The sequence below is a fragment of the Pseudomonas sp. NPDC087697 genome (assembly GCF_044743155.1).
GTDB lineage: Bacteria > Pseudomonadota > Gammaproteobacteria > Pseudomonadales > Pseudomonadaceae > Aquipseudomonas.
In genome coordinates this window covers 37,908-61,526 of record NZ_JBIUVW010000008.1, presented here as the reverse complement: position 1 = coordinate 61,526, position 23,619 = coordinate 37,908, and the positions used below count along the sequence as shown (strand labels likewise).

At 55.8% G+C, this 23,619-nt stretch carries 22 protein-coding genes; 14 read left to right on the top strand and 8 right to left on the bottom strand.

Annotation, left to right across the window (positions count from 1 at the left end; translation table 11 throughout):
* From ACIPIN_RS08465 to ACIPIN_RS08410, 12 genes are all read left to right on the top strand, one after another.
* Positions 1 to 1,095 carry a glycosyltransferase family 4 protein gene (locus tag ACIPIN_RS08465; RefSeq protein WP_401117439.1) on the top strand — a complete coding sequence of 365 codons (1,095 nt, stop codon included), beginning with the start codon at positions 1 to 3 and terminating at the stop codon, positions 1,093 to 1,095.
* Positions 1,085 to 2,200: a DUF1972 domain-containing protein gene (locus ACIPIN_RS08460; protein ID WP_401117437.1), complete on the top strand. Its 1,116-nt coding sequence runs from the start codon at positions 1,085 to 1,087 to the stop codon at positions 2,198 to 2,200. The genes ACIPIN_RS08465 and ACIPIN_RS08460 overlap by 11 nt, the downstream gene beginning before the upstream one ends.
* A gap of 10 nt (positions 2,201 to 2,210) precedes the next feature.
* The gene (gene rfbB / locus ACIPIN_RS08455; RefSeq protein WP_401117435.1) at positions 2,211 to 3,281 is read left to right on the top strand and encodes a dTDP-glucose 4,6-dehydratase; all 1,071 of its coding nucleotides are present in this window, start codon (positions 2,211 to 2,213) and stop codon (positions 3,279 to 3,281) included.
* A 51-nt stretch (positions 3,282 to 3,332) separates the two neighbouring features.
* Entirely contained in the window at positions 3,333 to 4,211 is an 879-nt protein-coding gene (gene rfbA, locus ACIPIN_RS08450) for a glucose-1-phosphate thymidylyltransferase RfbA (RefSeq protein WP_401117433.1), read from the top strand.
* Positions 4,208 to 4,747, top strand: coding sequence for a dTDP-4-dehydrorhamnose 3,5-epimerase (gene rfbC, locus ACIPIN_RS08445; protein ID WP_401117431.1), 540 nt, complete (start codon positions 4,208 to 4,210; stop codon positions 4,745 to 4,747). The genes rfbA and rfbC overlap by 4 nt, the downstream gene beginning before the upstream one ends.
* Before the next feature lie 2 nt (positions 4,748 to 4,749).
* The gene (gene rfbD / locus ACIPIN_RS08440; protein ID WP_401117430.1) at positions 4,750 to 5,643 is read left to right on the top strand and encodes a dTDP-4-dehydrorhamnose reductase; all 894 of its coding nucleotides are present in this window, start codon (positions 4,750 to 4,752) and stop codon (positions 5,641 to 5,643) included.
* 456 nt (positions 5,644 to 6,099) lie between these two features.
* The gene (locus tag ACIPIN_RS08435; protein ID WP_401117428.1) at positions 6,100 to 6,405 is read left to right on the top strand and encodes a hypothetical protein; all 306 of its coding nucleotides are present in this window, start codon (positions 6,100 to 6,102) and stop codon (positions 6,403 to 6,405) included.
* Between the two features lie 87 nt (positions 6,406 to 6,492).
* The gene (locus tag ACIPIN_RS08430) at positions 6,493 to 7,605 is read left to right on the top strand and encodes a polysaccharide biosynthesis/export family protein (protein WP_401117426.1); all 1,113 of its coding nucleotides are present in this window, start codon (positions 6,493 to 6,495) and stop codon (positions 7,603 to 7,605) included.
* Between the two features lie 14 nt (positions 7,606 to 7,619).
* Positions 7,620 to 8,279, top strand: a complete 660-nt coding sequence (locus tag ACIPIN_RS08425; RefSeq protein ID WP_401117424.1) for a YjbF family lipoprotein — start codon at positions 7,620 to 7,622, stop codon at positions 8,277 to 8,279.
* Complete coding sequence (locus ACIPIN_RS08420) at positions 8,276 to 9,043, top strand: capsule biosynthesis GfcC family protein (RefSeq protein ID WP_401117422.1); 768 nt, start codon at positions 8,276 to 8,278, stop codon at positions 9,041 to 9,043. The genes ACIPIN_RS08425 and ACIPIN_RS08420 overlap by 4 nt, the downstream gene beginning before the upstream one ends.
* Positions 9,040 to 11,130 carry a YjbH domain-containing protein gene (locus ACIPIN_RS08415; RefSeq protein WP_401117420.1) on the top strand — a complete coding sequence of 697 codons (2,091 nt, stop codon included), beginning with the start codon at positions 9,040 to 9,042 and terminating at the stop codon, positions 11,128 to 11,130. The genes ACIPIN_RS08420 and ACIPIN_RS08415 overlap by 4 nt, the downstream gene beginning before the upstream one ends.
* Positions 11,127 to 11,486, top strand: coding sequence for a VanZ family protein (locus ACIPIN_RS08410; RefSeq protein WP_401117418.1), 360 nt, complete (start codon positions 11,127 to 11,129; stop codon positions 11,484 to 11,486). Before ACIPIN_RS08415 ends, ACIPIN_RS08410 begins: the two co-directional genes overlap by 4 nt.
* Positions 11,487 to 11,546: 60 nt before the next feature.
* Here ACIPIN_RS08410 and ACIPIN_RS08405 read toward each other — a convergent pair whose 3' ends face one another.
* The 6 genes from ACIPIN_RS08405 to ACIPIN_RS08380 form a co-directional block, all read right to left on the bottom strand.
* Positions 11,547 to 13,319 (bottom strand): hypothetical protein, encoded by a 1,773-nt coding sequence (locus ACIPIN_RS08405; RefSeq protein WP_401117416.1) that lies wholly within the window; start codon positions 13,317 to 13,319, stop codon positions 11,547 to 11,549.
* Positions 13,319 to 13,525, bottom strand: a complete 207-nt coding sequence (locus ACIPIN_RS08400) for a twin-arginine translocation signal domain-containing protein (RefSeq protein WP_401117414.1) — start codon at positions 13,523 to 13,525, stop codon at positions 13,319 to 13,321. Before ACIPIN_RS08400 ends, ACIPIN_RS08405 begins: the two co-directional genes overlap by 1 nt.
* 137 nt (positions 13,526 to 13,662) lie before the next feature.
* A complete protein-coding gene (locus tag ACIPIN_RS08395; RefSeq protein WP_401117412.1) occupies positions 13,663 to 15,057 on the bottom strand; it encodes an undecaprenyl-phosphate glucose phosphotransferase in 1,395 nt (464 codons plus the stop codon).
* 511 nt (positions 15,058 to 15,568) lie between these two features.
* Positions 15,569 to 16,237, bottom strand: a complete 669-nt coding sequence (locus ACIPIN_RS08390; protein ID WP_401117410.1) for a winged helix-turn-helix domain-containing protein — start codon at positions 16,235 to 16,237, stop codon at positions 15,569 to 15,571.
* 38 nt (positions 16,238 to 16,275) lie between these two features.
* Positions 16,276 to 17,007 carry an EAL domain-containing protein gene (locus tag ACIPIN_RS08385; protein WP_401117408.1) on the bottom strand — a complete coding sequence of 244 codons (732 nt, stop codon included), beginning with the start codon at positions 17,005 to 17,007 and terminating at the stop codon, positions 16,276 to 16,278.
* Between the two features lie 36 nt (positions 17,008 to 17,043).
* On the bottom strand, positions 17,044 to 17,775 hold the full coding sequence (locus tag ACIPIN_RS08380) for a winged helix-turn-helix domain-containing protein (protein ID WP_401117406.1): 732 nt from the start codon (positions 17,773 to 17,775) through the stop codon (positions 17,044 to 17,046).
* An 840-nt stretch (positions 17,776 to 18,615) separates the two neighbouring features.
* On the opposite strand from ACIPIN_RS08380, the gene ACIPIN_RS08375 reads away from it, so the two are divergent.
* Positions 18,616 to 19,245, top strand: a complete 630-nt coding sequence (locus ACIPIN_RS08375) for a LysE family translocator (protein ID WP_401117404.1) — start codon at positions 18,616 to 18,618, stop codon at positions 19,243 to 19,245.
* A 100-nt stretch (positions 19,246 to 19,345) separates the two neighbouring features.
* Here the strand turns inward: ACIPIN_RS08375 and ACIPIN_RS08370 are convergent, their stop codons facing one another.
* Positions 19,346 to 19,525 carry a PA1571 family protein gene (locus ACIPIN_RS08370; RefSeq protein ID WP_401117402.1) on the bottom strand — a complete coding sequence of 60 codons (180 nt, stop codon included), beginning with the start codon at positions 19,523 to 19,525 and terminating at the stop codon, positions 19,346 to 19,348.
* A 260-nt stretch (positions 19,526 to 19,785) separates the two neighbouring features.
* On the opposite strand from ACIPIN_RS08370, the gene ACIPIN_RS08365 reads away from it, so the two are divergent.
* Entirely contained in the window at positions 19,786 to 21,585 is a 1,800-nt protein-coding gene (locus tag ACIPIN_RS08365; RefSeq protein ID WP_401117662.1) for an ABC transporter transmembrane domain-containing protein, read from the top strand.
* 13 nt (positions 21,586 to 21,598) lie between these two features.
* On the opposite strand, the gene ACIPIN_RS08360 is transcribed toward ACIPIN_RS08365, so the two are convergent.
* Complete coding sequence (locus ACIPIN_RS08360) at positions 21,599 to 23,527, bottom strand: transglycosylase SLT domain-containing protein (RefSeq protein WP_401117400.1); 1,929 nt, start codon at positions 23,525 to 23,527, stop codon at positions 21,599 to 21,601.
* Positions 23,528 to 23,619: the final 92 nt, after the last annotated feature.

Here is a 23,619-nt window from a genome sequence, read left to right as displayed (position 1 = left end):
ATGCACTCGAAGAAGATGGTTTTCATTCACCTGTTCAACGACAGAAGTGGAAGTCCCAAGGTTTTGTCTCAAGTGATCAAGACCGCGGTGAATAACAATATAGCCACCGAGGTGATTACCAGCGGTCATGGTGATGGCTTCTTGTCAGACGTGGCGGATGTGCAGAGCAGACTTTTTTATAAAAGGTCAGAAAATAAGTTGCTGACCCTTGGCTACTACCTGATCTCTCAGGGGTTGTTGTTTATTCAATGCTTGAAATACAAGAAGCAGAACGTGGTGTTTTATGTCAATACCATGATGCCCTTTGGTGCCGCGCTGGCAGGAAAGCTGCTGAAGATACCGGTTTATTATCATGTGCATGAAACCTCGATAAAGCCCAATGTCCTGAAGAGGTTTCTCAGGTTCGTTATTGAAAAGACCAGCACAAAGGTTGTATTCGTTTCGAACTATCTGATGCAGGCGGAGAACTTTGCAAAACTTTCCCAAGTGGTTATTCATAACGCCCTGGATACTGCGGTTGAGCAACCATATCGAATCAAGGAAGAGGCGGGTTTTACCTCGTTGATGATCTGCTCCTTGAAGGCCTATAAGGGCGTCATGGAGTTCCTGGCGCTTGCCCGGCGCAGTGAAGGGGACAAGCACCTGAACTTTACGCTGGTGCTAAATGCCAGCCAAAGTGAAGTCGATAGTTATTTTTCCAGTATCGATGTTCCGGGCAATGTGGCGATTTATCCTCGCCAATCAGATATGTCGGGTTTTTATTCGCGATCTGATTTGCTTTTAAACCTTTCCCAACCTGATGGCTGGATTGAAACATTCGGTTTGACCATCCTCGAAGGCATGTCCCACGGCTTGCCCGTGATCGTTCCGCCGGTGGGAGGTCCCGCGGAGTTGGTACGCAGTGATATCGAAGGCTATTTAATCTCTTCATACAACATTGAGGAGCTTTACCGCGCGATATGCAGGATTTCGTTGGATCCGATGAAATACAAGAGGCTGTCTGGTAATGCGTTGTCCCGTACTCGGGACTTTAGCCTGGAAGTGTTCGAAAGCAAGTTCTCAACATTATTCAACGAGATGCAGCATGACACCTAAAAAACTTTATATCCTGGGCATAAGAGGTGTTCCGGCTCAACATGGTGGTTTCGAAACGTTCGCGGAGAAATTATCTCTTTATTTAACGGCATACGGCTGGCAGGTGTATGTCTACTGCCAGGAAGAGGGCCGTGGAGCAATCACTGAGAGCATCTGGAATGGTGTCAACAGGATTCATATCCCTGTTTCCCAGGAGGGTGCGCTGGGCACGGTTTTTTTTGACTGGAAAGCCACGCTTCATGCGACCTCGCAAAAGGGGCTGTTTCTGACCCTCGGTTACAACACCGCCGTCTTCAGTTTGCTGCAAAGGCTTAAAGGGCAGACCAACATCATCAATATGGATGGCATTGAGTGGCGGCGTGACAAGTGGGGAACCATTGCCAAGACCTGGTTCTGGCTCAATGAGCGTGCCGGTTGCTGGATGGGTAATCACCTGGTCGCGGATCACCCCAAGATAAAACAGCACCTGGCGACACGGGTTTCCGAAGCCAGGATCACTATGATCCCCTATGGTGGAGACAGGGTTCTGAGTGCAGATGCGGGTTTATTGGCAACTTATGCCATAGAGCCCGGCAAGTTTTCGGTGATCATTGCCCGACCGGAACCCGAAAACTCGTTCCTCGAGATGGTTCGCGCGTTCAGTTCCACCCTTCGCAATCATCGGCTTGTCGTTCTAGGCAATTTTCAACCGAATAATAATCCATACCATAAGCAGGTCATGGACGCGGCCAGCTCAGAGGTCATCTTTCCCGGAGCGATCTATGAGACTGCGGTCGTACAGTCACTGCGCTATTACTGTCGGTTTTACCTGCATGGGCATCGTGTCGGTGGAACCAACCCATCGTTGGTCGAGGCGCTTGGCGCGGGGTGTGCGGTTATTGCCCATGACAACCCATTCAATCGATGGGTGACAGAAAGTGGCTCCGCTTACTTCAAGGATGAAGCCTCTTGCGCTGCCTTGTTTGACCAACTGCTGACGGACGATTCAACGCTTGCGCAGATGAAAGCGGCCAGTCTTACGCGCTTTCACGAGCGGTTCACGTGGAATCAAATCTTGCTTCAATATGAAAAATTATTGACTGACTGGTATCCCGTCAGTCGGTAGAGAGACGACTATGACTACCCGTATTCTCCTGACTGGCGGAGCCGGCTTTATCGGCTCTGCGGTCGTCCGGCACCTGATCGAAAATACTCGATGCGAAGTGGCCAACCTCGATAAATTAACCTATGCCGGCAATCTGGAGTCCCTGACGGGAGTTGCCGAGTCGCCGCGATATCACTTCTTTAACGTCGATGTTTGTGACGCTCAGGCCCTGGATCAAGTATTCACGGTGTTTCAGCCTGATGCGGTGATGCACCTCGCCGCGGAGTCGCACGTCGATCGTTCTATCGACGGCCCCGCCGACTTTATTCAGACCAACATTGTCGGTACCTATACGTTGCTCGAAGCGGCCCGTCGTTACTGGAACGGGCTGTCGGCACAGGTAAAACAGGTTTTTCGCTTCCACCATATCTCCACGGATGAGGTCTACGGCGACCTGGAAGGCACCGATAGCCTGTTCAGTGAAACCACGCCTTATGCGCCCAGTTCACCCTATTCGGCGTCCAAGGCCAGTTCGGACCACCTGGTTCGGGCCTGGCAACGTACGTACGGTCTGCCGGTGCTGGTCACCAATTGTTCGAATAACTACGGCCCTTATCACTTCCCCGAGAAGTTGATTCCCCATGTGATTCTAAATGCCATTCACGGCAGGCCTCTGCCGGTATATGGCGATGGTTTGCAGATCCGTGACTGGTTGTTTGTAGAAGATCATGCGCGTGCGCTATGCGAGGTGGTGTGCCGGGGCGAGGTCGGTGAAACCTACAACATCGGCGGCCACAATGAGAAAACCAATATTGAGGTTGTGGCAGCCCTTTGCGATTTGCTCGAAGAGTTGGCACCCGACAAGCCAGCCGGTGTCGAGCGTTATCGCGAGCTGATTACCTTCGTCAAAGACCGGCCAGGTCACGATTTTCGTTATGCCATCGACGCGGGCAAGATCGAGCGCGAACTTGGTTGGCGGCCACAGGAAACCTTTGAAAGTGGCCTACGCAAAACGGTTCAGTGGTACTTGCACAATCAAGAATGGTGGCAACGAGTATTGAACGGTCAGTACCGGCTGGGACGTCTTGGCCAAACCTCCTGAAACAGACCAACACTGCCTCTATTCTCGATCAACTTAGAAGGGAATCCCCATATGAAAGGCATCATTCTCGCGGGAGGCTCCGGCACCCGCTTGCATCCCATTACCCGTGGTGTATCCAAACAACTGCTTCCGATCTACGACAAACCGATGATTTATTATCCGTTGTCGGTATTAATGCTCGCGGGCATTCGCGAGATATTGATTATCTCCACGCCGCAGGACTTGCCCAACTTCCAGAGCTTGTTGGGGGACGGTTCTTCTTTCGGCATTGAACTCAGCTATGCCGAACAGGCCTCCCCCGATGGCCTGGCACAAGCGTTTCTGATCGGCGAGAGCTTTATCGGCGACAGCAATGTGGCGCTGATTCTGGGCGACAACATTTTCTACGGTTACGGTTTCAGCGCCTTGTTGCGCGAAGCGTCACAACGACAGACCGGCGCCACCGTTTTTGGTTACCGAGTCAGCGACCCTGAGCGTTTTGGTGTGGTCGAGTTCGACAGCGACGGCAAGGCGGTCTCGATCGAGGAGAAACCTAAACGTCCGAAGTCCAACTATGCGGTCACTGGTTTGTATTTCTACGACAACGACGTGGTGAGCATTGCCAAACAAGTCAAACCTTCGATCCGCGGCGAGCTTGAAATCACTGACGTGAACAACGCTTATCTACAGCGCGGGGATCTACACGTCAGTGTGCTGGGACGTGGCTTTGCCTGGCTGGACACCGGGACTCATGATTCGTTGATGGAGGCCGGGCATTTCGTCCAGACCATCGAAGCACGCCAAGGGTTGAAAGTGGCCTGCCTTGAGGAGGTGGCCTATCACCAGGGTTGGTTGTCAGCTGAACAACTGGATAGACAGGCTACGGCGTTATGCAAAACCGGTTACGGCCAATATCTGGCACAAGTGCTGAGCACGGAGCCTGAGAAATGAATGTCATTAAAACCAGGTTGCCTGGCGTGCTGATTATCGAGCCCAAGGTGTTCGGCGATGCCCGTGGGTTCTTTCTCGAGAGTTATCACCAGCAGCGTTATCGCGACATCGGAATCGAATTGCCTTTCGTGCAGGACAATCACTCGCGCTCCCAGTATGGCGTACTGCGTGGTTTGCATTTCCAACGGACTCGCCCCCAGGGCAAGTTGGTGCGGGTAACCCGCGGTGCCGTTTACGACGTGGTGGTGGACATCAACCCGGAGTCCGCCACGTGTGGTGAACACGTGGGAGTCGAACTGACTGCCGATGATCATCTCCAATTGTGGGTTCCGCCGGGTTACGCCCACGGTTTTTGTGTGCTGAGCGATGTTGCCGACTTTCAATACAAATGCACCGACTTGTATTACCCCGAGGACGAGGGTGGGGTTCTCTGGAATGATCCGGCTCTGGACATTGCGTGGCCCTTGAAGTCGCCGCAACTCTCGGAAAAAGACCGGCGCCATCCGCGCTTGCGCACACTGTTGAGCGGGGAATGACCATGCAGGTTCTAGTGACTGGAGCGCAAGGGCAGGTCGGGCGCGAGTTGCTGCAGAGAGTACCGCCTGGGTTCAGCGTCATTGGCTACGGTTCGGGCGATCTGGATATCAGTGACCGGGCTCAGGTCCGGGAGGTCCTGGCCCGAATCAAGCCGCAGTTGTTGATTAACGCGGCGGCCTATACCGCGGTGGACAAGGCTGAGAGCGAGATCGAGCGGGCCTACGGGGTGAATCGGGACGGCGTTGCGCACCTGGCGCTGGCGGCCGAGGAGCTGGGTATTCCGTTGCTGCATATTTCCACCGACTATGTATTCAGTGGTGACAACAACAGCGCCTACAAGCCTGGCGATGTCACTGCTCCTTCAGGCGTGTATGGGGCGAGTAAGCTGGCCGGCGAGCAGCAACTGCAGCAACACTGTTCGCGCCATGTGATTCTGCGAACCAGTTGGGTGTTCGGCGCCCATGGCAACAACTTCGTCAAAACCATGCTTCGCCTCGGACGCGACCGGGATGAGCTGGCCGTGGTGGCGGATCAGCGTGGCTGTCCGACTTCCGCCGGCAGTATTGCCGATACCTTGTGGACCCTTGCGGCGATTTTTCAACGCGACGGTGCGCTCAAGTGGGGCCTGTATCACTACAGCGGCGCGCCCGCCTGCACCTGGTACGACTTCGCCGATGAGATTTTCAGTCAGGCCCTGGCGCTGGGTTTGCTGGAAAAACGCCCGAGCTTGAAGACGATCACCACCGCCGAGTATCCAACCCCGGCGAAGCGACCCGCCTGGTCCGTGCTGGATTGCCAAGCCCTTGAGCAAGCCCATGGATTGGCACCGCAAAGCTGGATGCGCGAGCTGCAACGGGTGCTGCTGCAACTGGGATCAACAACCCCTCACGGCTGAACTTTCGCGTTATCGCTATTCGCGCGGACATTCAGTTTATGGTTATTAACGGTCTATATTTAACAGTGAATGTTATTAATGGGCGCTGTTTTACCTGGAACTTCCCGTCGCGATAAAATCCTCAAGGTCAATGCGGCGGGAGAATCCTGACTAATAATAACAATAGGCCTGAGGAGCGAATGGCTGTTGCTCGCCAGCTTGCGCTGAAAATGCCTCGTAAAGTGCTAAATGTCGTAGAAGGTCGTCAATAGTGCCTGTTCTGCACAGGCGCTTGGCTCGGGGGCGGGTGATTGTCGGTCTATGGCGTGCAACACCTGTAAATGACATGCTCCAAAGGAGGCAATGTGCATGAACTACCCCGTTCAATCTAGGGGAGCAGTTTATATGCCGGCTGTTCCATTCCTGGCCACTTAGTATCAAATCTTATGAAGAGTTGATGTCGAGAAGGAGTTTGATATGAAGAAACTACTTGCTGTTGGCTTGCTGGCGGTCATGAGCACCGCAGCGTTGGCGGCAGAACCCCTGTCCTTGACTGCCCCTGTGGCGGCGACCCCAGAAGCAGCTGTGGAAGCGGCTGCGGAGGCCCCCCTCGCGTTGAGTACCCCATTGATCGGTGGCGTTACAGTCGGGGGAGGTGTGCTGGTCGGCTCGGCTGTTGTCGCCGCGGCGGTGGCCGCTGCAAACTCGGGTGGTAGTTCCAATGGCGGAACGCCTGGAACGACTGGCACTACGGGTACTACCGGAACTACTGGCACCCATTGATACCCTCCAAAATGTGTTGCTCAAGATCACTCAGAACTTTCTGGGTGATCTTGTTTCAGACTTGCCCTCGACTAGCGTAGTGCCATTATGATCCGTAGGTTTTATGTTGTAATGCTGGCAAGTATTAGCTTGCACGGTTGTATGTTTTCGCCTGGCCAACATATGGATACCCGTCAATTGGTTCGTGACGGCTCTGGGGAGAGTAGCCGGGTGGAGCTTATTCCCATCACGCCTAAATTGATTGCCATGGATGCCGCCGCACGCGTTCGCGAGTCGGTGCCTTCGGAGTTGTTGTCCTATACGCCGGGTGGTTATCGCGTGGGCGCCAACGATTTACTGTTTATCACGGTCTGGGATCACCCCGAGTTGACGGCACCTTCGGGGCCGCAACAGCAAATCGATGCCAACGGTCGCCTGGTTCGTCCGGACGGCACGTTGTTTTATCCCTACATCGGCAATGTCCCGGCCGCCGGTAAAACCATCGAAGAGTTGCGAGCTTTTATCGCCGAGCGCCTGTCGCAATTTGTCGAAAGCCCTCAGGTTGACGTCAGTGTATTGCGCTTCGCCAGCCAGACGGTGGTGATTTCCGGTGCCGTGGCAAGGGCCGGTCAACAGCCGATCACCACTAACCCGCTGAGCGTAGTAGAGGCCATTGGCGTTGCCGGGGTGGATCCGCTTAACGCGGACCTGTCGGGTTTGACGCTGACTCGCGATGGACGTGAGTACCGGCTTGATCTGGACACCCTCAATCGTCAGGACTCGCAGTTGCACAGGGTCTACCTCAAGGGGGGCGATCAGTTGTACCTGCCCTATAACGATCTCAAACGGATCTATGTCATGGGTGAGGTCAACCAACCTCGCGCGCTGAGTTTCAAGAGCAAATCGATGAACCTCACCGATGCCCTCGGCACTGTGGGAGGTTTGAACCAGACCACCTCCAATGGCAATGCGGTGTACGTAATTCGCGGCGCGGACAATCTGGAAACCGAGCCGGCCAAGGTCTTCCAGCTCGATGCTGAGTCACCTTCCGCCCTGGTGCTGGCCACCCGTTTCGACTTGCAGCCGCAAGATATCGTCTATGTCGGCCCGGCCGGCGTGACGCGCTGGAACCGTCTGATCAGTCAACTCCTGCCTACGGCCAGTGTCCTCGGGACCGGCGCCAGCTCTGTCAACAACCTCAGCGAAGCTAACAGCAGATAAGGCTCAATCAAGCAGTGAACATTTTGCCTATCAGCGCCTATCTGACGATGGCGCTACTGCTGTGCGGGTGCAACCCTTTGATGCAGGCCTCCTGGAACACGCTTAAAGCGTCTGCCACGGGACCTGCCTCCATCGAGTTGACCCGCGCTCAGGTCGATGCCGTGCCTTATTCGCAGATCCTGGTCACCACCGCCACCAGCGAGGGGGTGATGGCCAAGGCTCGTCAGCGTGGTGACCTGGAGTTCTGGATCGCTTCCGGCAAACAAGTGCTGATGCTGCGTGACGGCCTGGTGGTGCGCACTGTCGGGCTGGGTGTTTCCCTGGACGGCACTCGCTTCAGCGGCGAATCACCCTTCAAGCGCGGTCTTCTGCACTTGCCCGACGGCTATGCCAGCACTCGCTGGATCGATATTTACGACGGCTACCGTGTCGGCATTGCGGTCAACAGTCGCTTCAGCACCCACGACATCGAGAGCATCCGAATTCTGGACAAGGATTACGCCTTGCTGCGGATCGATGAGCAGGTGGATGCGCCCACCCTGGATTTCCACGCCACCAACCGCTACTGGGTCGACCCCCGGGACGGTTTCATCATGCGCAGCGAGCAGCATCTGACGCCGCAGCTGTCCCTGAAGATTGTGCAGTTGCGCCTTGATCGGGGAGTTGCCCGATGAAGTGTCCGAGCCTTTTGTTGCTTGGCCTGTTATTGATCGGCCCGGGCGTGGGCCAGGCAGCCGTCACTGTCAGTGGTGATGTCCGCAGCCCCGGCCAGTTCGAGGTCAAACCTGGCGCACGTTTGCTGGATGTCATCAGCGCCGCCCAACCCAACGCCGAAAGCTACTGGCTGGGCGCAGCGTGGCTGCACCGCTCGTTGGTGGATAAGCAGACCCGGTTGAAGGCCGGGGTGCTGTTCGATTTGAAACTGCTGCAGCGGGTTGCCTTGCTCGATGACAGGAACACGCGAGCGACCTTGAGCGCGCGCCTGTATGAGCAGATCGAACGGTTGCCGGTCACCGGGCGCCAGGTCGCGGTACTTGATCCGATCGCCCTGGAGGTGGGGTTCGCCCGTAACGCTCTGCTGGATGATGGCGACCTTCTGATTTACCCCGCGCTGCCGTCCACCGTGGAAGTCTGGGGGGCGGTTGCGCAGCCCTGTCATGTGCCTTACAGCGCGATGCAGGAGGCCCGCGACTATGCCCGGCACTGCGCCATCCTCAGCGATGCCGAGAGCGATTATCTGTGGCTGATCCAGCCCGACGGCCAGGTGCGGCGCGTCGGTGTGGCGGCATGGAATCGTGAGGAGGGCGTCGTGCCGGCCCCCGGCAGCAGGATCCTGGTGCCGATCAGGAACGACGATCTCGATGTGCCGACCCCTGAGCTCAATCAACAACTGGCCGAGTTTCTCGCCACTCAACCCCTGGCTGAGGTGGCCCCTTGAAGTTACGTTTTGCTGCTGTATTGCTCTTGCCCTGCGGACTGGTTCAAGGCGAACCGCGTTACACACAGAATGATTTTGGTGGTGTCGGTCTATTGCAGACACCTACCGCGCGCATGGCCCCTGCCGGGGAGTTGAGTGCCACTGCCAGTCGTACCGACCCTTATTCGCGCTATAGCTTTTCCCTGCAGCCGTTCGATTGGCTGGAAAGCTCGTTTCGTTACACCGCGGTCACCAACCGCAAGTACGGCACCGAGGCGTTGAGCGGCAATCAGAGCTTCAAAGACAAGGCCATCGACGTCAAGGCACGGTTTTGGGAAGAAAGTCATTGGGCGCCGCAGATCGCATTCGGGGCCCGGGACATCGGCGGTACCGGGCTGTTTTCCAGCGAGTATTTCGTCGCAAACAAACGCTATGCCGACCTGGATTTCAGCCTCGGTATTGCCTGGGGCTATCTGGGTAATCGAGGAGATTTGAGCAACCCGCTGGCGGTGTTCGGCAGCAAGTTCAATGATCGCCCGCAGAGCGATGCAGCCGTCTCCAGAGCAGGTGGGGTGAACTCCAATGCTTATTTCAAGGGACGCCCATCGTTGTTTGGCGGGGTTGCCTATCAAACACCCTGGGAACCGCTGAGCCTGAAAGTCGAGTACGAGGGCAATGACTACCGGAACGAGCCACTGAACAACCCGATCAAGCAAGATCTGCCGATCAATATTGGCGTGGTCTACAAGCTGGCCGACAGCGTCGATCTGAGTGCCGGCTGGGAGCGTGGCAACACCGCGATGTTCGGCATCACCCTGCACACCAACTTTGTCAGCCGCAAGGCGCCGGCCAAGACCTACGATCCTCCCGCCGAGCCGCTGCCCGCACGGGAGCCGTCGATCCCGGCCGACCAGGTCAATTGGGCCAATGTCTCCAACCGGCTGCAGCAAAATGCCGGCTACAAGGTGAAGCGCATCACCCAGCGCGGTTCGGAGCTGATGGTGTATGGCGAGCAGTCCCGCTACTTTTACCCGGCCAAGGCCGTGGGACGGGCCAGCCGGATTCTCGATAACAGCGTCAATCAGGATATCGACTGGTTCACCTTGGTAGACCAGCGTTATGACATGTCGATCGAGGAAACCAGCCTGCCCCGGGAAACGTTCCGCGCGGTGGTGAACAACGAGCAGCCGCTAAAGGATCTGCACCGCTCGACCGAAGTCAATCCGGCGGTTGCGCACCATGAAACCACGCTCTACACCCAGGCGCTGGATCCGTTCAGCTACGGCTTCGGCCTGGGGTATAAACAGAACATCGGCGGCCCCGACGGACTGCTCTATCAGTTCACCGCCGATGCTGATGCAGAGTACCGTTTTACCCGTAATACCTGGTGGAACGGCTTGCTCAGCGCCAACCTGTTGAACAACTACGACAAGTTCACTTACGACGCGCCGAGTGGATTGCCCCGGGTGCGGACCGATCTGCGCAAATACCTGACCACCTCCGATGTGACGATGCCGACGTTCCAGCTCAACCATGCGGTGCAGCTGGACAAGGACTTGTATGGGATGGTCTACGGTGGCTACCTGGAATCCATGTTTGCCGGGGTCGGCAGCGAAGTGCTGTATCGCCCTATGGGGCAACGCTGGTCGGTGGGCGCCGATCTGAACTTCGTGCGTCAGCGTGATTTTGATCAGGGCTTCGGTCTGCGTGATTACCGGACCGTGACGGGCCATGTCACCGGCTATACCGAGCTGCCCAACGACCTGAAGGCGGCGGTCAGTGTCGGGCGTTATCTGGCGCGGGACTGGGGTACAACCGTCGACTTGTCGCGGGAGTTCAATAACGGAGTGAAGTTTGGCGCTTGGGTCACCCTGACCACCGCCTCGAAAGAACAATATGGTGAGGGCAGCTTCGACAAGGGGATCTATATTTCCATCCCGTTCGACGAGTTGATGAGTACTTCGACCATGCGCCGGGCCAATATCGTCTGGGCGCCATTGACCCGCGATGGCGGCGCGCGCCTGGGCCGTGCTTACTCGCTGCAGACCATGACCGACGGGCGTGACAGCGACCGGTTCTACAACAACTTCGAGAAAATTACCGAATGATGGTGCGACTCAAGCGTTTGACCGAGCTGCCATTCTGGCTGCGGGGTCTGGTCTTTGCTGTGGTGACTGCGATTCTGCTGACCGCGGGCTTGCGTCCTCAGCCGATCCCGGAGCTGTTCGCCCAAGAGGATAAGCTCCATCACTGGCTCGGGTTCCTGGTCTTTGCCTGCAGTTGCTGTTTGGCCTTTCCCCAAGTGAGGTTGCTCTGGGTAGCGCTGGGGTGTTTGCTCACCGGCTTACTTATCGAGGGCGCGCAAGGGTTGATGCCACTGCGCACGGCTTCACCCTACGACATGCTGGCAAACAGTCTTGGCGTGCTGACGGGCTTGCTGATCGCGTGGCGCTGGTTGCGTTGAACGGGTGTTGAGACGCCTGGCGGTCTGCCGTTACCGGGTGGGCGGATCGAGGTTGCTACCTCATACCAGCCCTATGCATTGCCAGTTAGCGACGCCGGGTGCGTCTGTGCGAAGGAAGGTAATGGTGCTTCCCGGGGCAAGCACTTTATAAGTCCCCAGACTGCCCAGCGCGAGGTTGCCTCCGGATGCGAATCTCACCGGGTTGGAGCTCACCGACAGGGTCAAGGTTTGTCCTGGCATGTGGTAGCCGTTGATTGTCTCTATCGTCAGCCCCGGACCAAACTCGATGTTGAGGAAGGCATGGGCCTTGACGTCAAGCCGGCGCCCGGAATTGAACGACACCGTGGAATGGACACCGCTGGTGCCGACGCCGGCCTTGGACGGTGAGTCGAGCCTGACTCCGCTATGGTTGCTGCCGACCACCAGGTTCGAAATGCTCCCCGCGACGATGGGGGAGCGGATCGACGCCATGCAGTTCTTGCCGCAATCCAGGCCGGTGACGACATTGGCGAAGCGCGGTGCGATCAACTCCAGCCCGGTCGATGAGTTGTTTTGCTGGACCGCGGTTTTGACCGTTTCAAACCACGGCGCAATCATCACGATATTTTCGCAGCGGTCGATCTCGATGCCGACGCTGGCGCGCTGAAAGCTCGGGTTGGTGAAGGTTATGTTGTTGGGTCGTATGTCGTAGGCGGGATCGAACCTGCCGATATAGGAACCCACGCCCACCGGCCCCAGGCCATACACACCATCGAATCGACACTCGTCGAATTCGATATGTTCGCACTGTCCCATCAACACCAGGCTTCGTGCCGTCGCCACGGGTCGTTCAACGAGTACATGAGCGACCTGGCCGAACTGCACAGGGGCCTGAGTATCCTTATAGCCCCCCACCAGTCGTAGACCGTCGCCGGCAAACCCTTTGATGAACAGGCGGCGCAGCTCGAAATCCCACAAACCGCCGTCTCGGCCGCTAACCGCTCCCTCCAGGCTGATGCCATCCTGCAAGGGGTTATGCACGTGGTCACCGGCCAGGGTAAACCCTTCCAGCAACACGCCCCTGATTTTGCCTGCGGGCATGCGGATAAATTTTCGTTCCGCAGAGGGCAGGGCCCTGATTACCGTGCCGCTCCAGTTGTTGGTACCCAGGCGACCGGCGATATGCCCCTTGCCGATGGCGCGAGTACCGTCCACCAGATTGATGTACTCGGCATTGAGCACCCCGTCCGGCAGCTCTATTTCATACCCCGAGGCAAAGGCTCGATTGATCGCTGCCGTGTGGTTGAGCAGCGAGGCCCCGGAGGTCACATCATCTCGCTCGGCTTTTGTCATGAAGTCGAGCAGGCTGTGACGCTCCTGGAGCTTATCGCCGACTGTGCGCGATTGCGTGCCGGTCCCCGATTGCAGAAACCCCACCATGTTCGGACCGGTATTCGGGTCGGCGGCGTTGGCCAGGTTCCGCTGGATCATCTGCCCATTGGCATTCGGGATATACCAGGCCGCGCCGTTATAGACCTTCTTGAGCCCTTCCTGGGTGTTGAAGTATTCGTCACCGCTCTGCAGGGGACTGCCATCCGCCCGAGCGGTGGGGTCGGCAACCTCCCGGCGAGAATTCGAGTCGGCTATCGCCTTTACCTGGGCAAACACCTGATCGGTATCGGCTTTCCATTTGCTCAGCGTCGGGAGCGGACCAGACTCGGTGGGTATGCTTTCATCAGCCCCGCCATGAACGAAGCGGTGCTGTAACCTGGAGGCGGCATCCGAGCGCTGCGCAGCCTGAGCGATCAGCGCGGTATTGGCCATGAGTGTTTCCAGGGTGGGATCGGTCGTCATCAGAGATTCGCCAGGCTCAAGGGAGCCACAATGTGCATGCTGTTGAACAGTTGCTCGCACGCCGCGTTGACCCGTTCAAGCGTGGCCAGGTCGTGCGCGTGCGGTGCCGGCGGTTTCGATTGCAACACGGCCAGTTGCCCAAGCGTCAGGCCGGCAGCCCCGCAGGCTGTGGCGGCAAGTAGTTGGCGTCGGGTGATAGGGCGCATGGTTCAACCTGAAATGGGATGGGCCGAAGTGTGCGGGGCGCTCCGGCGCAGTCAGTGGCCTGACTGCCGGATTGCAGCCCTGTTCGCAACAGGCTGAAGAATAGACAGACTCTGAGCGGGCGCGAATGTCGCGGCGGTTAATAGATATCTTTGGAAAAGAGCGTGAAGGGGGTCTTGATCAGGATCTTTATATCGAGCCATAACGACCAGTTGTTGATGTAGTTCAGATCGATCTCTACACGCTTCTGCATCTTGTCGAGGGTTTCGGTTTCGCCACGGCAGCCACTGATCTGGGCCAGCCCGGTAATGCCCGGTTTGATCCTGTGGCGGGCCATATAGGCGCGGATCTTGCCCGTGTAGTAGTCGTTATGGGCAGTCGCATGTGGCCGAGGCCCGACCAGCGCCATATGGCCTTGCAACACATTGAAGAATTGCGGCAGTTCATCGATGGAAGTACGTCGTATGAAACGGCCGATTGGCGTAATGCGCGGGTCTTCACGGCCGGCCTGCTGGACCTGGTGGTCGTCATGCAGGCGCATGGAGCGGAACTTCCAGACCTTGATGATCTTGCCGTTCCAGCCGTGCCGCTCCTGTTTGAAGATGATCGGGCCCGGGGAGGAGATCTTTACCGCGACGGCGATCACCAGAAGCAGCGGGCTGAAGGCGATGAGCGCCAGGGCAGCCAGGCTTCTGTCGAGCAAGGTTTTGCTCAGCGCCGCCGTTGGGTAGCTGGTCAGCGGGCTTTCATTGAGGTGGATGGCGGGCAGACCGTCCAGCTCGCTGACGGAGTGATTGAGCAAGGTCATGCTGCCCAGGTCGGGAACCCAGACCACATCCACATTCGAGTCGAGAAGATCGATGTACAGCGCTTCGACCTGTTTGGCTTCGCTCAAGGGCAGCGCGATGTACAGCCGCCGGATATCGTGAACCCGAATCAGCTCGCGCAGCTCCTGCAACTGGCCGACGATCCTGTGAGCACTGACGTTGGTAGACAGCTCGTTGGGTTTGGAGCTGATCAGACCGACCAGTGGGGGGTATTCGGTCTTGGCCAGTTTGTCTGCCAGTTTCAATGCCAGTTGGTCGGTGCCGATGATCAGGGTGTTGTATTGGCTGTGCAATTGCCGATGGTAGTGCCTCGAAAAACCGTGCAGGGGAAGGTACAGCAAAGCCTGCAGGCAATATCCGGCCACGGCCCAGATCAGGATGACTTCCCTGGAGAACAATTCGCTGGTCTTGCTCAGGAAACCGATACTGGTCAGTCCGGCCAGCGTCAGCAGCCAACCCAGCAGCAGGCGTCCCAGGCCGGTGAGGTAACCGTGCCGCTTGTGATAAACCTGCAGCAGGGAGTAAGAAGGGACCGAACCCAGGAAAGTAAGAACCGCCAGCACACGATAATGGGCGTCGATTTCTCCGGTCTGGTACAGCGCCAGAGCAAATAACAATGCACTGACCGAAGTGATGGCAGTTGCCCATTGCCCCCAGAACGTAAGTCCTTTGGTTATGCTGTTCCGATTAATACGATTATGTACCATAGCGGTATCCCTCGGGCGTGCGCCACGTTGTGTATCAGTTGACGGTTGATAAATGGCAGCCACACACAAAGGCTTGGCGAGCGCGATTCCATCAGAAGTTGTTTTTATTATTCGAGTTGGGTTTCGGCGGGCTTATGACTGGCCATAGGGGTTTTGTCTTTTATAAAAGGTGTCAACTGATACGGTTGTCTCAGTGTCCGGTTTTATACTAGTGCCTTAATCTTTGCGGGTGTCTGACGAATTATAACGGCCGCACTTTTAGGGGGCTGTTATAAAAGGTCATGCACTTTGAATAGGTGTATGTCGCGGAATCGTCTATATAATTAACGCACTCAAACAGGCGCTTGCCGAGTGCCAGCGAGAAAAAGCCGGGTAGGAACTATGGCGTGGTGGATGCACGGGAGGTAGAGGGCAGGAGCCGATGGGCGAGGAAGGTAGGCAGTTAAGCGATGTTCATGTCTCTGAAGGGGGTTGGGGATCGCATTTATTGTTATTGTTTTTGCGAACTCAATCAGTAAGCGACTCTTATCCTTTGGGCCAGGCAATAACCGCGGTTTCTCACCGAACGAACAAGACGCTCTCCGTTGGCTGCGTCCTTGAATTTTTTTTGTAGCCTGCTCAAACACATTTCAAGACCGCTGTAGCATTCCGGGTCCTTATCAATCCGCAGAATCAAATCTGTCTTGCTGATTACCCGTCGATCGCTGATGACCAGTTGCGTGAGCATCAATGATTCGGTACCGGTCAGTGGGATGGTCGTATCTTCTTTGACCAAGGTTCGCTCGTCTGCATTAAACCACCAGATATCAGGATTACCTTGCGACTCTTTAATCCGACTTACCGCCGAGATGAACTCCTCGTCGGCCACCGGCTTATTGAGAAAGCCATCGACCCCGAAATGAGAGAAGTGATGGAGTTCCGAGTGCTCCGAATTGGGCGTTATGAGTATGATTTCCGCATCTTTTTGATTCTTGCGGATAAAGCTGACATCACTCAGCGATATGTCCGCCTGGTCGAGCAGGATGTGCGTGAAGCGACTCTTTCTGATTCGCTCACTGCTGAGTTTTCCGGACTCGATTTCAAAAGATAAATACAGGCGTTGTACGAGAAGCGACTCTATTGCTTGTCGTGCCCGTTGGTCTCGGGTGAAAATTAGAAAGTTGTTATTCTGCGTGTTCATTATAGGTTCCTTCCTGGGCGGATGAATCTTTTGAGAGCTTAAATAACCTCGGTCGGCGAGTAGTATCTCCCCTGGAAAAAGTCGAAGGGCATGCTGCGGGCCAGTGTGTGTAGCGCTTTGTGCTCCACTCGGTCTGCTACGAACTTGATTTTGCTGTCATGGATCATGCGGCTCAGGTAGTCGTAGGACCTGTTGAAAAAGTCCTGATTGTGTTCGACCATGATGTCGAAGTTGGAGTGGGTCAGGTCCACTTTTATATAATCAAACAACGCCAGGCTGATCAGCTTTTCGGCGCTGTCGTCGATTAAGTCATAACCATCGAAAGCAATCTCGATCCCGTTATCTTTTAATAGGTGAGCGTGACTGATAATGGTTCTCTTTTCTTTTAAGTTAAGCGATATGAGCGAGCTGCTGTTGAGGCTGGGGATCAGTTGTTGCTCATGTTTGTTGAGTGTCGCTTGAGCATTGATCATTTCCTTGATGAGCGTTTTGTCCAATAAAGCGGATTGATTCATGGTCACGAACAGCTTGTTTAGAGTCTGTGCGCGAGGGAACGGTATAGCCTCGGTCTGTGAAATGGCATTCAACTGAATCCGCTTCAGTACTTCGCGATAGATCGTCAGTGGATAGTCGGGATGCAATGGCTGATACCCCTTGGTCAGGGGGACATTGTGTTTGGTCGCCTTGGCATGGATTTCACTGCCGAACAGTTCGTCGTTTCGTTTGAGAATCGGTTGCCTAAAGAAAATCAAAGCGAAGCTGTCGTGCACTATATGTTGCCTGCTTGATTCCATGATTCAGTCCCTTTAAGAGTGAAAATTTGTTTGCTTTACAGATACGACCCCTCGGAGCAGTCGGTAGCCATAACCGCGAACACTGTGAATGATGTTAATACCAAAATTTTTTTTTACTTTGTTTCGAAGACGACTGATGGATTTTTCCAGTACACGTGAATCGTAGAGCTTAATATTTAAACCCATGGACTCGGCCATGCAGTCATGGTGCAAGATATTGCCTTCTGCGTGAATAAGCGCATCGAGGGCTTTCATTTCCTGGTAGGCGAGATCCAGTTTTTGTTGGTTGTCATATAAGTGCAGGCACGTTTGATCCAGGGTTAACTTGATCGTGGGTTGCCATTCAGGGCTTTTGAACAATGTTGAAATTAACTTTGTCTTTTCATCCAGATCGTTAGGTACATTGATGCAGTGATCGGCGCCAGCCAGGTAACATTCAACTTTGGTGTGCGGAGAGCGATAATTGATTGCGACAACAATGGCCGGTTTTACATGTTCTGCACGTAATTTTTTAATAAGTTTAAGGCAGTCATCAAGTGTTGATGGGTTTTCAATCTCTATCAGTATTGCATCGAGAGTCTGAGTGTCGATATCAAATCGTGGAGGTGTCGGGTAGTCCAACGTATAAATGTGTGTGAAGTTCGGTACAAACAACTGCCTTAGTTCCTCTGTCGAGCGCCACGTGCGCCCAATAGCGAGAATACCTCTCTGGTTGTTTTTGATCGTGCTCTCGGTGTTCATCATGAAAATTACTCATATGTGCTGGCGTTGTAATCTTAATACACAAAATTCTGAAGTTATCTGACGTTTTATAACATTTCCCCGTCGTGAACAGGCGCCCAAGCTGATCATTCCATCGCGAGTGGCTTCAGTTAATTCAATGACATAGCCAACTGCTTGGCTTAATCCCAGTTGTTTTTGACATGTCAGACTTAGTTGGTGCGCCCCTTTCAGTCGAGTTAGGCTCTTCGGTTGACATTTTCCGCTGTCACATTAAGCGAGCAATAGAGTGGTGTGGCTGATCTCTCGAGTCAGGCTACAGAGCGAGGCACTACTGACAAGTTTTGAGAGTGAATTGAGAGGAAGTCCGCATTTTTGAGTGCTGGAGTTGACTTATAAGGATATTCCGCTGCGCTCTATGGGCAATGCGGGTGCGCGCAGGGATGCACCCGGTGCACATTTCGCCTCTTTTTAGAGCGAGCGGAAGGGAGGCTATATTAATAGACTTCTATTATGTTTGTAACATTTTATGTCGAAAGCTTGATCTGTGAACTTGTAGTTGTTCTATCCGGTTAATGAATAAAAACTCCAAGAATTGATACTAAAGAGCCATTAGTCTGATGGTTCTTATTGTCTGAGCGACTGCCACGAGCAGCGCCTGCGAAAGCATGAAGGCTTGCTTGAGACCGCTATGAGCTCCGGGGGGACTGCTGTGCTGTGATGACGTGTAACGGTTTGAGATTGACCAGTGCCTGATGTTTTTCGCGTCATCCGTATCGCTGAAGCCGCTCATTTTTCTTAGAGGTGATGCCCGGGATATGTTTTTATCGGGTGATAACTCAACACCGCTTTCCGGGGTTTTAGATGGACATGACTACCTTGCTTCTTTATGTCATCACCGTGAGTGCGGTCATGATGACACCTGGCCCCTCCATGCTTCTGGCGCTCAATAACGGTGCCTCCCATGGCATGCGCATCGCCGGGTGTGGCATCGCGGGCGCTGCGCTTTCTGACTTGATATTGATTGGTGCGGTGGGGTGTGGGCTTGGTGCACTGCTGCAGGCGTCAGAGCAGTTGTTCTCCGTCGTCAAATGGGGAGGTGCTGTCTACCTTTTCTACCTTGCGTGGGTCTTGTGGCATGCGCCAACTCAGGCCCTTGTGAACACGCCTGCGCAGGGTGCTGCCAGAGGGCGATCGGCGTTTGCGCGCGCGTTACTGGTTGGGTTATCCAATCCCAAAGGTCTATTGTTTTTTTCGGCTTTCCTCCCGCAGTTTGTGCGGCCTCAAGAGCCTGTAGCGCAGCAGTACGTCATTTTGGCCCTGGTCAGCGCTGCGATAGATTGCATGATGATGGTGATCTACGCCCTCGGTGGGCGTCACGCCATGCGAACTTTTTCAGCCAGGGTCATGCAATGGATCAATCGCAGTTGCGCTGGATTGCTGGCGTTTCTTGCTGTTGGGCTGAGCCTTTACCGTCGAAGCGATGTGCGCTGACCTGAATCCTGTGTTTGATCCGGCCCGCAATGGACCTCTACAAATGGCAGCCGTAAAAAACCCGGCCAAGGGGCCGGGTCGGAAGACGTAAGGCTATGTATCAGTCTTGCTTGGCAGGCTTGACCAACCGTTGCTCCAGTTCGCGGCACGCACTCTGGATCATCTCTTCAGTGATCGGTACTTCGAGCCCTTGGGCGTCAATAATGGCACAGCCCAGAGACTGGTGTGGCTGGGTGCGGATCACTTGAATCTTGTCGTCGCTGCTTTGTTGCAAGGACATGGCCTGTCTCCTCATCAGGTTGTGCACTTACTCTAAAACCACCAAATGACCAAGCTGTGACAGCTCCCTACAGGGTGACAAGGCGGCCATATCAGTCCACCAGAAATAACCTTGGACTTCTAGCCGGACTTTAGACCAATAACATCTAGGCTCTAGTGTCAGCGGTCATATTTAACCTGACTCATTGTGATTTACAGGGTTGCGGCGGATCGACCGGTGTAGGCTTGACCGGGTTGATCCCTTCAGTTTTTCGCTTTCGGATGATCCTGATGCTTTCTGCTCGTCACCGCCGTGCGATTCGCCTGGCCAGTCGTTTTGTCGCGCCTTACCGTTGGCAGGCGCTCGGTGCATTGCTGGCGCTGATCGTCACTGCCGGCATCACGTTGTCCATGGGGCAGGGCATTCGCCTGTTGGTGGACCAGGGGTTCATGACCCAGTCACCGCAGTTGCTCAATCAGTCCATTGGCTTGTTCATGTTGCTGGTGTTCGGCCTGGCGATCGGCACATTTATGCGTTTTTACCTGGTGTCATGGATCGGCGAACGCTGCGTAGCCGATATCCGTCAGCACGTGTTCAATCACTTGATTTACCTGCACCCGGGATTCTACGAGAACAACCGCAGCTCCGAGATCCAGTCGCGCCTGACCGCCGACACCACGCTGCTGCAATCGGTGATCGGCTCATCGCTATCGTTGTTTTTGCGCAATGCATTGATGGTGATCGGCGGCATAGTCCTGCTGTTCATTACCAACCCGAAACTCACCAGCATCGTGGTGGTTGCCTTGCCGCTGGTGCTGGCGCCGATCCTGATTTTCGGTCGCCGGGTGCGTAGCCTGTCGCGTTTGAGTCAGGACCGCATCGCCGATATTGGCAGCTATGTGTCGGAGTCCCTCGGCCAGATCAAGACTGTGCAGGCCTACAACCATCAGGTGCAGGACGAGCAGCGCTTCGCCGTCACCGTGGAAGAGGCTTTCGATACCGCACGCAGACGCATCGTCCAGCGCGCCTGGTTGATTACGCTGGTGATCATGCTGGTGCTGGGGGCGGTTGCGGTGATGCTCTGGGTTGGCGGCATGGACGTGATTGCCGGGCGCATTTCCGCGGGTGAGCTGGCGGCATTTGTGTTCTACAGCCTGATCGTCGGCAGCGCCTTCGGCACCTTGAGCGAAGTGATTGGTGAGCTGCAGCGGGCAGCCGGTGCCGCTGAGCGGATTGCCGAGTTGTTGCGTTCGGAAAACATTATCCAGCCTCCGGTCTCTGGGCAGGTGACTTTGCCTGAGCGAGTACGCGGCGATTTGCTGCTCGAAGATCTGCGTTTTTCCTACCCGTCGCGGCCCGAAAGTTACGCTATCGATGGTTTGAGTCTTGCGATCAAGGCCGGCGAAACCCTCGCGCTGGTCGGGCCTTCGGGGGCGGGCAAGTCGACGGTTTATGACCTGTTGCTGCGTTTCTACGATCCGATAGCCGGCCGCATCCTGCTGGATGGCGTGCCACTGATTCAACTTGATCCTATGGATTTGCGCCGTTGTTTCGCACTGGTGTCGCAAAACCCTGCGCTGTTCTTCGGCAGCATCGAAGAGAACATCCGCTATGGCAAACCCTCGGCGACTCTGGCCCAGGTCCAGGAAGCGGCGAAGATTGCCTACGCTCACGATTTCATCGAAAAAATGCCCGATGGCTACCAGACTCATCTTGGTGACGGCGGCCTTGGTCTTTCCGGCGGTCAGCGCCAGCGCCTGGCCATTGCCCGAGCGTTGTTGGTGGATGCGCCGATTCTGCTGTTGGACGAAGCCACCAGCGCCCTCGACGCGCAGAGCGAATACTTGATCCAGCAAGCGCTGCCCAGCCTGATGAAAAACCGCACCACGCTGGTCATCGCCCATCGCCTGGCCACGGTAAAGAACGCTGATCGGATTGCGGTGATGGACCAGGGGAAACTGGTAGCGGTTGGCACACACCACGAGCTGATCGCCAGCAATGCGCTGTATGCGCGGCTGGCGGCGTTGCAGTTTGTGGGCGCGGCCGAAGACGGCGATCTTTTCGGGGCAGCTCCTACATAACCGGCATTACCGGTTACAAATCGTCGAAATATCGCTCATGCCAATCCACCAGCGGCTGCGGCGAGTTGAGCTTCTGGCCGTAGATCACTGAGTAGGACAGCACGTTCTGTACGTATTGGCGGGTTTCGTCGAACGGGATGCTTTCGACCCAGACATCGAAGCTCAGGTGGTCGGCACCGCTTAGCCACTGGCGAACGCGGCTGGGACCGGCGTTGTAGGCGGCGGTAGCGAGGACCCGGTTGCCGTTGAACTGGCTGTGAACCTGGCTCAGGTAGGCCGCGCCGAGCTGGATGTTTTTGTCCGGGTCCAGCACTTGCTGCGGCGAGGCCAGCGGAATGCTGAACTTGCGCGCGGTTTCCTTGGCGGTACCAGGCATCAACTGCATCAGGCCGCTGGCACCGACGCCGGAGCGGGCGTCGTCCATGAAGGCACTTTCCTGACGGGTAATGGCGAACACCCAGCTCGAATGCAGGCCACGGACCTTGGCTTCACGTACCAGGGTTTCGCGGTGAGCCATCGGGAAGCGAATGTCCAGGTCGTCCCAGTATTGCGCTTGACTGATGGTGCGGATCGCCGGGAAATACCACTTCAGGTCGTAGGCCAGTTTCGCCTGCGCAACCATTTCGTCACGGCTGAAGTGGCGGCTGACGTAGTACCACTCGCGGCGCCCGTCGACGATCTGCCCGCGAGCATGGAGCTCCAGTGCCCGACGTACGCCTGGCGTATTGCGGACCTTGTTGATCAGCGCCTGACTTAACACCAGCGGCTTATTGACCAGCGAATAAGGCGATTGCGAGCGGTCAGCAGCGAGGAACCCATAAAAGTCACGCTCATGGGCGAGGTTTTTGTACAGGATTTGCGCTTCCGGGTTTTTCGGCTGGGCCAACTCCAGGCTGCGGGCCTGCCAGTAGCGCCAGCGGTTGGTGGTGGCCAAATCCTGCGGCAGGCGACGGGTCAGTTGATAAGCGTCGTCCCAGCGCGCCAGTCGTAACAGCAAGCGCAAGCGCCATTCGGACACAGTGTTGTCGCGCAACTCCGGGTCGTACTTGGTCATCACGTCGAGGGCGCGGCTGTCGAAACGCCGAGCCAGGGTCAGGCCGATTTCACGTGCGATGGCGACTTTTTCGTCGCGAGAGAAATGCATGCTGGTGGCATAACTGTCGAGCAGGTCCATCGCCCGGTCCGGGTCCTGGCGCGCGAAGCGGCGCAGGCCAAGGCTTACAATGTCGGACATGGCTTCATCGGCCGGGGTGAAGCGCGAAGGCTGGTCGAGCATTTCAGGTCTTTGCGCGACTTCAACCAATAAGCGCCCGCGCGGTGCAAGGGTGGTCATGTTATTGATCAGGCTGTTGGCCAGCGCATAGTTGCGTGCGTGAGCGGCCAGTTTGACGCGCTCCCAGCGTTTCTGTTCGGTCAATTGGCCCTCGGCGGCCCATTGCGCAAAGAGCGAATCGCAGGTTTCAGGCTGGGATTTGCCGGTCAGCCAAAGCTTTTCAGCGTTGGCGTAACCTTCGGACTTAAGGTTGTGACCGATCTGATATTGCGCGTTGAGGCAGTCCAGCTCGGTGAAATTGAGCTTGGGGTCGTAGTACTTGACGAAGGTCGACCAGTCACCACGGTCGGCGAGCCAGCGCAACCAGCGCAACTTCATCCAGTTGGCTTGCGGCAGGTCGCCATGCTCGGCAAGGAACTGTTCGATTTCGTCGTTGCTCGCGGTTTTCAGGCGGGCTGTCAACTCGTCATAGGCCAGGTAAGGTTCCAGCGGGTAGTCGCTGAGGGCCTGGCTGTAGCGAAAATACGGGCCTGTATCACCCTTGGCCAAGGCGCGCTTGGCTTCATCGTAATACTGGCGCTGGGTGAACAGGTCCACCGCCTGGGCGGATTGAACGGCAGTGGCAGAAAGAAGCAAACACGATAAAAGGCTGAAAATGCGACTGCGCATGAGACATCCGGGCAGAGAAATCATGACAAGTGCCGGCATGTGCCAGCACTGATTGCCTGTAGCTTAGCCTTTTGCCAGCAACCGGTGAAAGC

Bases quoted from the DNA above. Each gene is read 5' to 3' on its own strand.
- ACIPIN_RS08405 (WP_401117416.1), bottom strand. From the start codon at position 13,319: ATGACGACCGATCCCACCCTGGAAACACTCATGGCCAATACCGCGCTG.
- ACIPIN_RS08390 (WP_401117410.1), bottom strand. From the start codon at position 16,237: ATGAACACGCAGAATAACAACTTTCTAATTTTCACCCGAGACCAACGG.
- ACIPIN_RS08430 (WP_401117426.1), top strand. From the start codon at position 6,493: ATGATCCGTAGGTTTTATGTTGTAATGCTGGCAAGTATTAGCTTGCAC.
- ACIPIN_RS08435 (WP_401117428.1), top strand. From the start codon at position 6,100: ATGAAGAAACTACTTGCTGTTGGCTTGCTGGCGGTCATGAGCACCGCA.
- ACIPIN_RS08420 (WP_401117422.1), top strand. From the start codon at position 8,276: ATGAAGTGTCCGAGCCTTTTGTTGCTTGGCCTGTTATTGATCGGCCCG.
- ACIPIN_RS08400 (WP_401117414.1), bottom strand. From the start codon at position 13,525: ATGCGCCCTATCACCCGACGCCAACTACTTGCCGCCACAGCCTGCGGG.
- ACIPIN_RS08460 (WP_401117437.1), top strand. From the start codon at position 1,085: ATGACACCTAAAAAACTTTATATCCTGGGCATAAGAGGTGTTCCGGCT.
- ACIPIN_RS08360 (WP_401117400.1), bottom strand. From the start codon at position 23,527: ATGCGCAGTCGCATTTTCAGCCTTTTATCGTGTTTGCTTCTTTCTGCC.
- rfbC (WP_401117431.1), top strand. From the start codon at position 4,208: ATGAATGTCATTAAAACCAGGTTGCCTGGCGTGCTGATTATCGAGCCC.
- ACIPIN_RS08370 (WP_401117402.1), bottom strand. From the start codon at position 19,525: ATGTCCTTGCAACAAAGCAGCGACGACAAGATTCAAGTGATCCGCACC.
- rfbB (WP_401117435.1), top strand. From the start codon at position 2,211: ATGACTACCCGTATTCTCCTGACTGGCGGAGCCGGCTTTATCGGCTCT.
- ACIPIN_RS08380 (WP_401117406.1), bottom strand. From the start codon at position 17,775: ATGATGAACACCGAGAGCACGATCAAAAACAACCAGAGAGGTATTCTC.
- rfbA (WP_401117433.1), top strand. From the start codon at position 3,333: ATGAAAGGCATCATTCTCGCGGGAGGCTCCGGCACCCGCTTGCATCCC.
- ACIPIN_RS08465 (WP_401117439.1), top strand. From the start codon at position 1: ATGCACTCGAAGAAGATGGTTTTCATTCACCTGTTCAACGACAGAAGT.
- ACIPIN_RS08395 (WP_401117412.1), bottom strand. From the start codon at position 15,057: ATGGTACATAATCGTATTAATCGGAACAGCATAACCAAAGGACTTACG.
- rfbD (WP_401117430.1), top strand. From the start codon at position 4,750: ATGCAGGTTCTAGTGACTGGAGCGCAAGGGCAGGTCGGGCGCGAGTTG.
- ACIPIN_RS08365 (WP_401117662.1), top strand. From the start codon at position 19,786: ATGATCCTGATGCTTTCTGCTCGTCACCGCCGTGCGATTCGCCTGGCC.
- ACIPIN_RS08410 (WP_401117418.1), top strand. From the start codon at position 11,127: ATGATGGTGCGACTCAAGCGTTTGACCGAGCTGCCATTCTGGCTGCGG.
- ACIPIN_RS08375 (WP_401117404.1), top strand. From the start codon at position 18,616: ATGGACATGACTACCTTGCTTCTTTATGTCATCACCGTGAGTGCGGTC.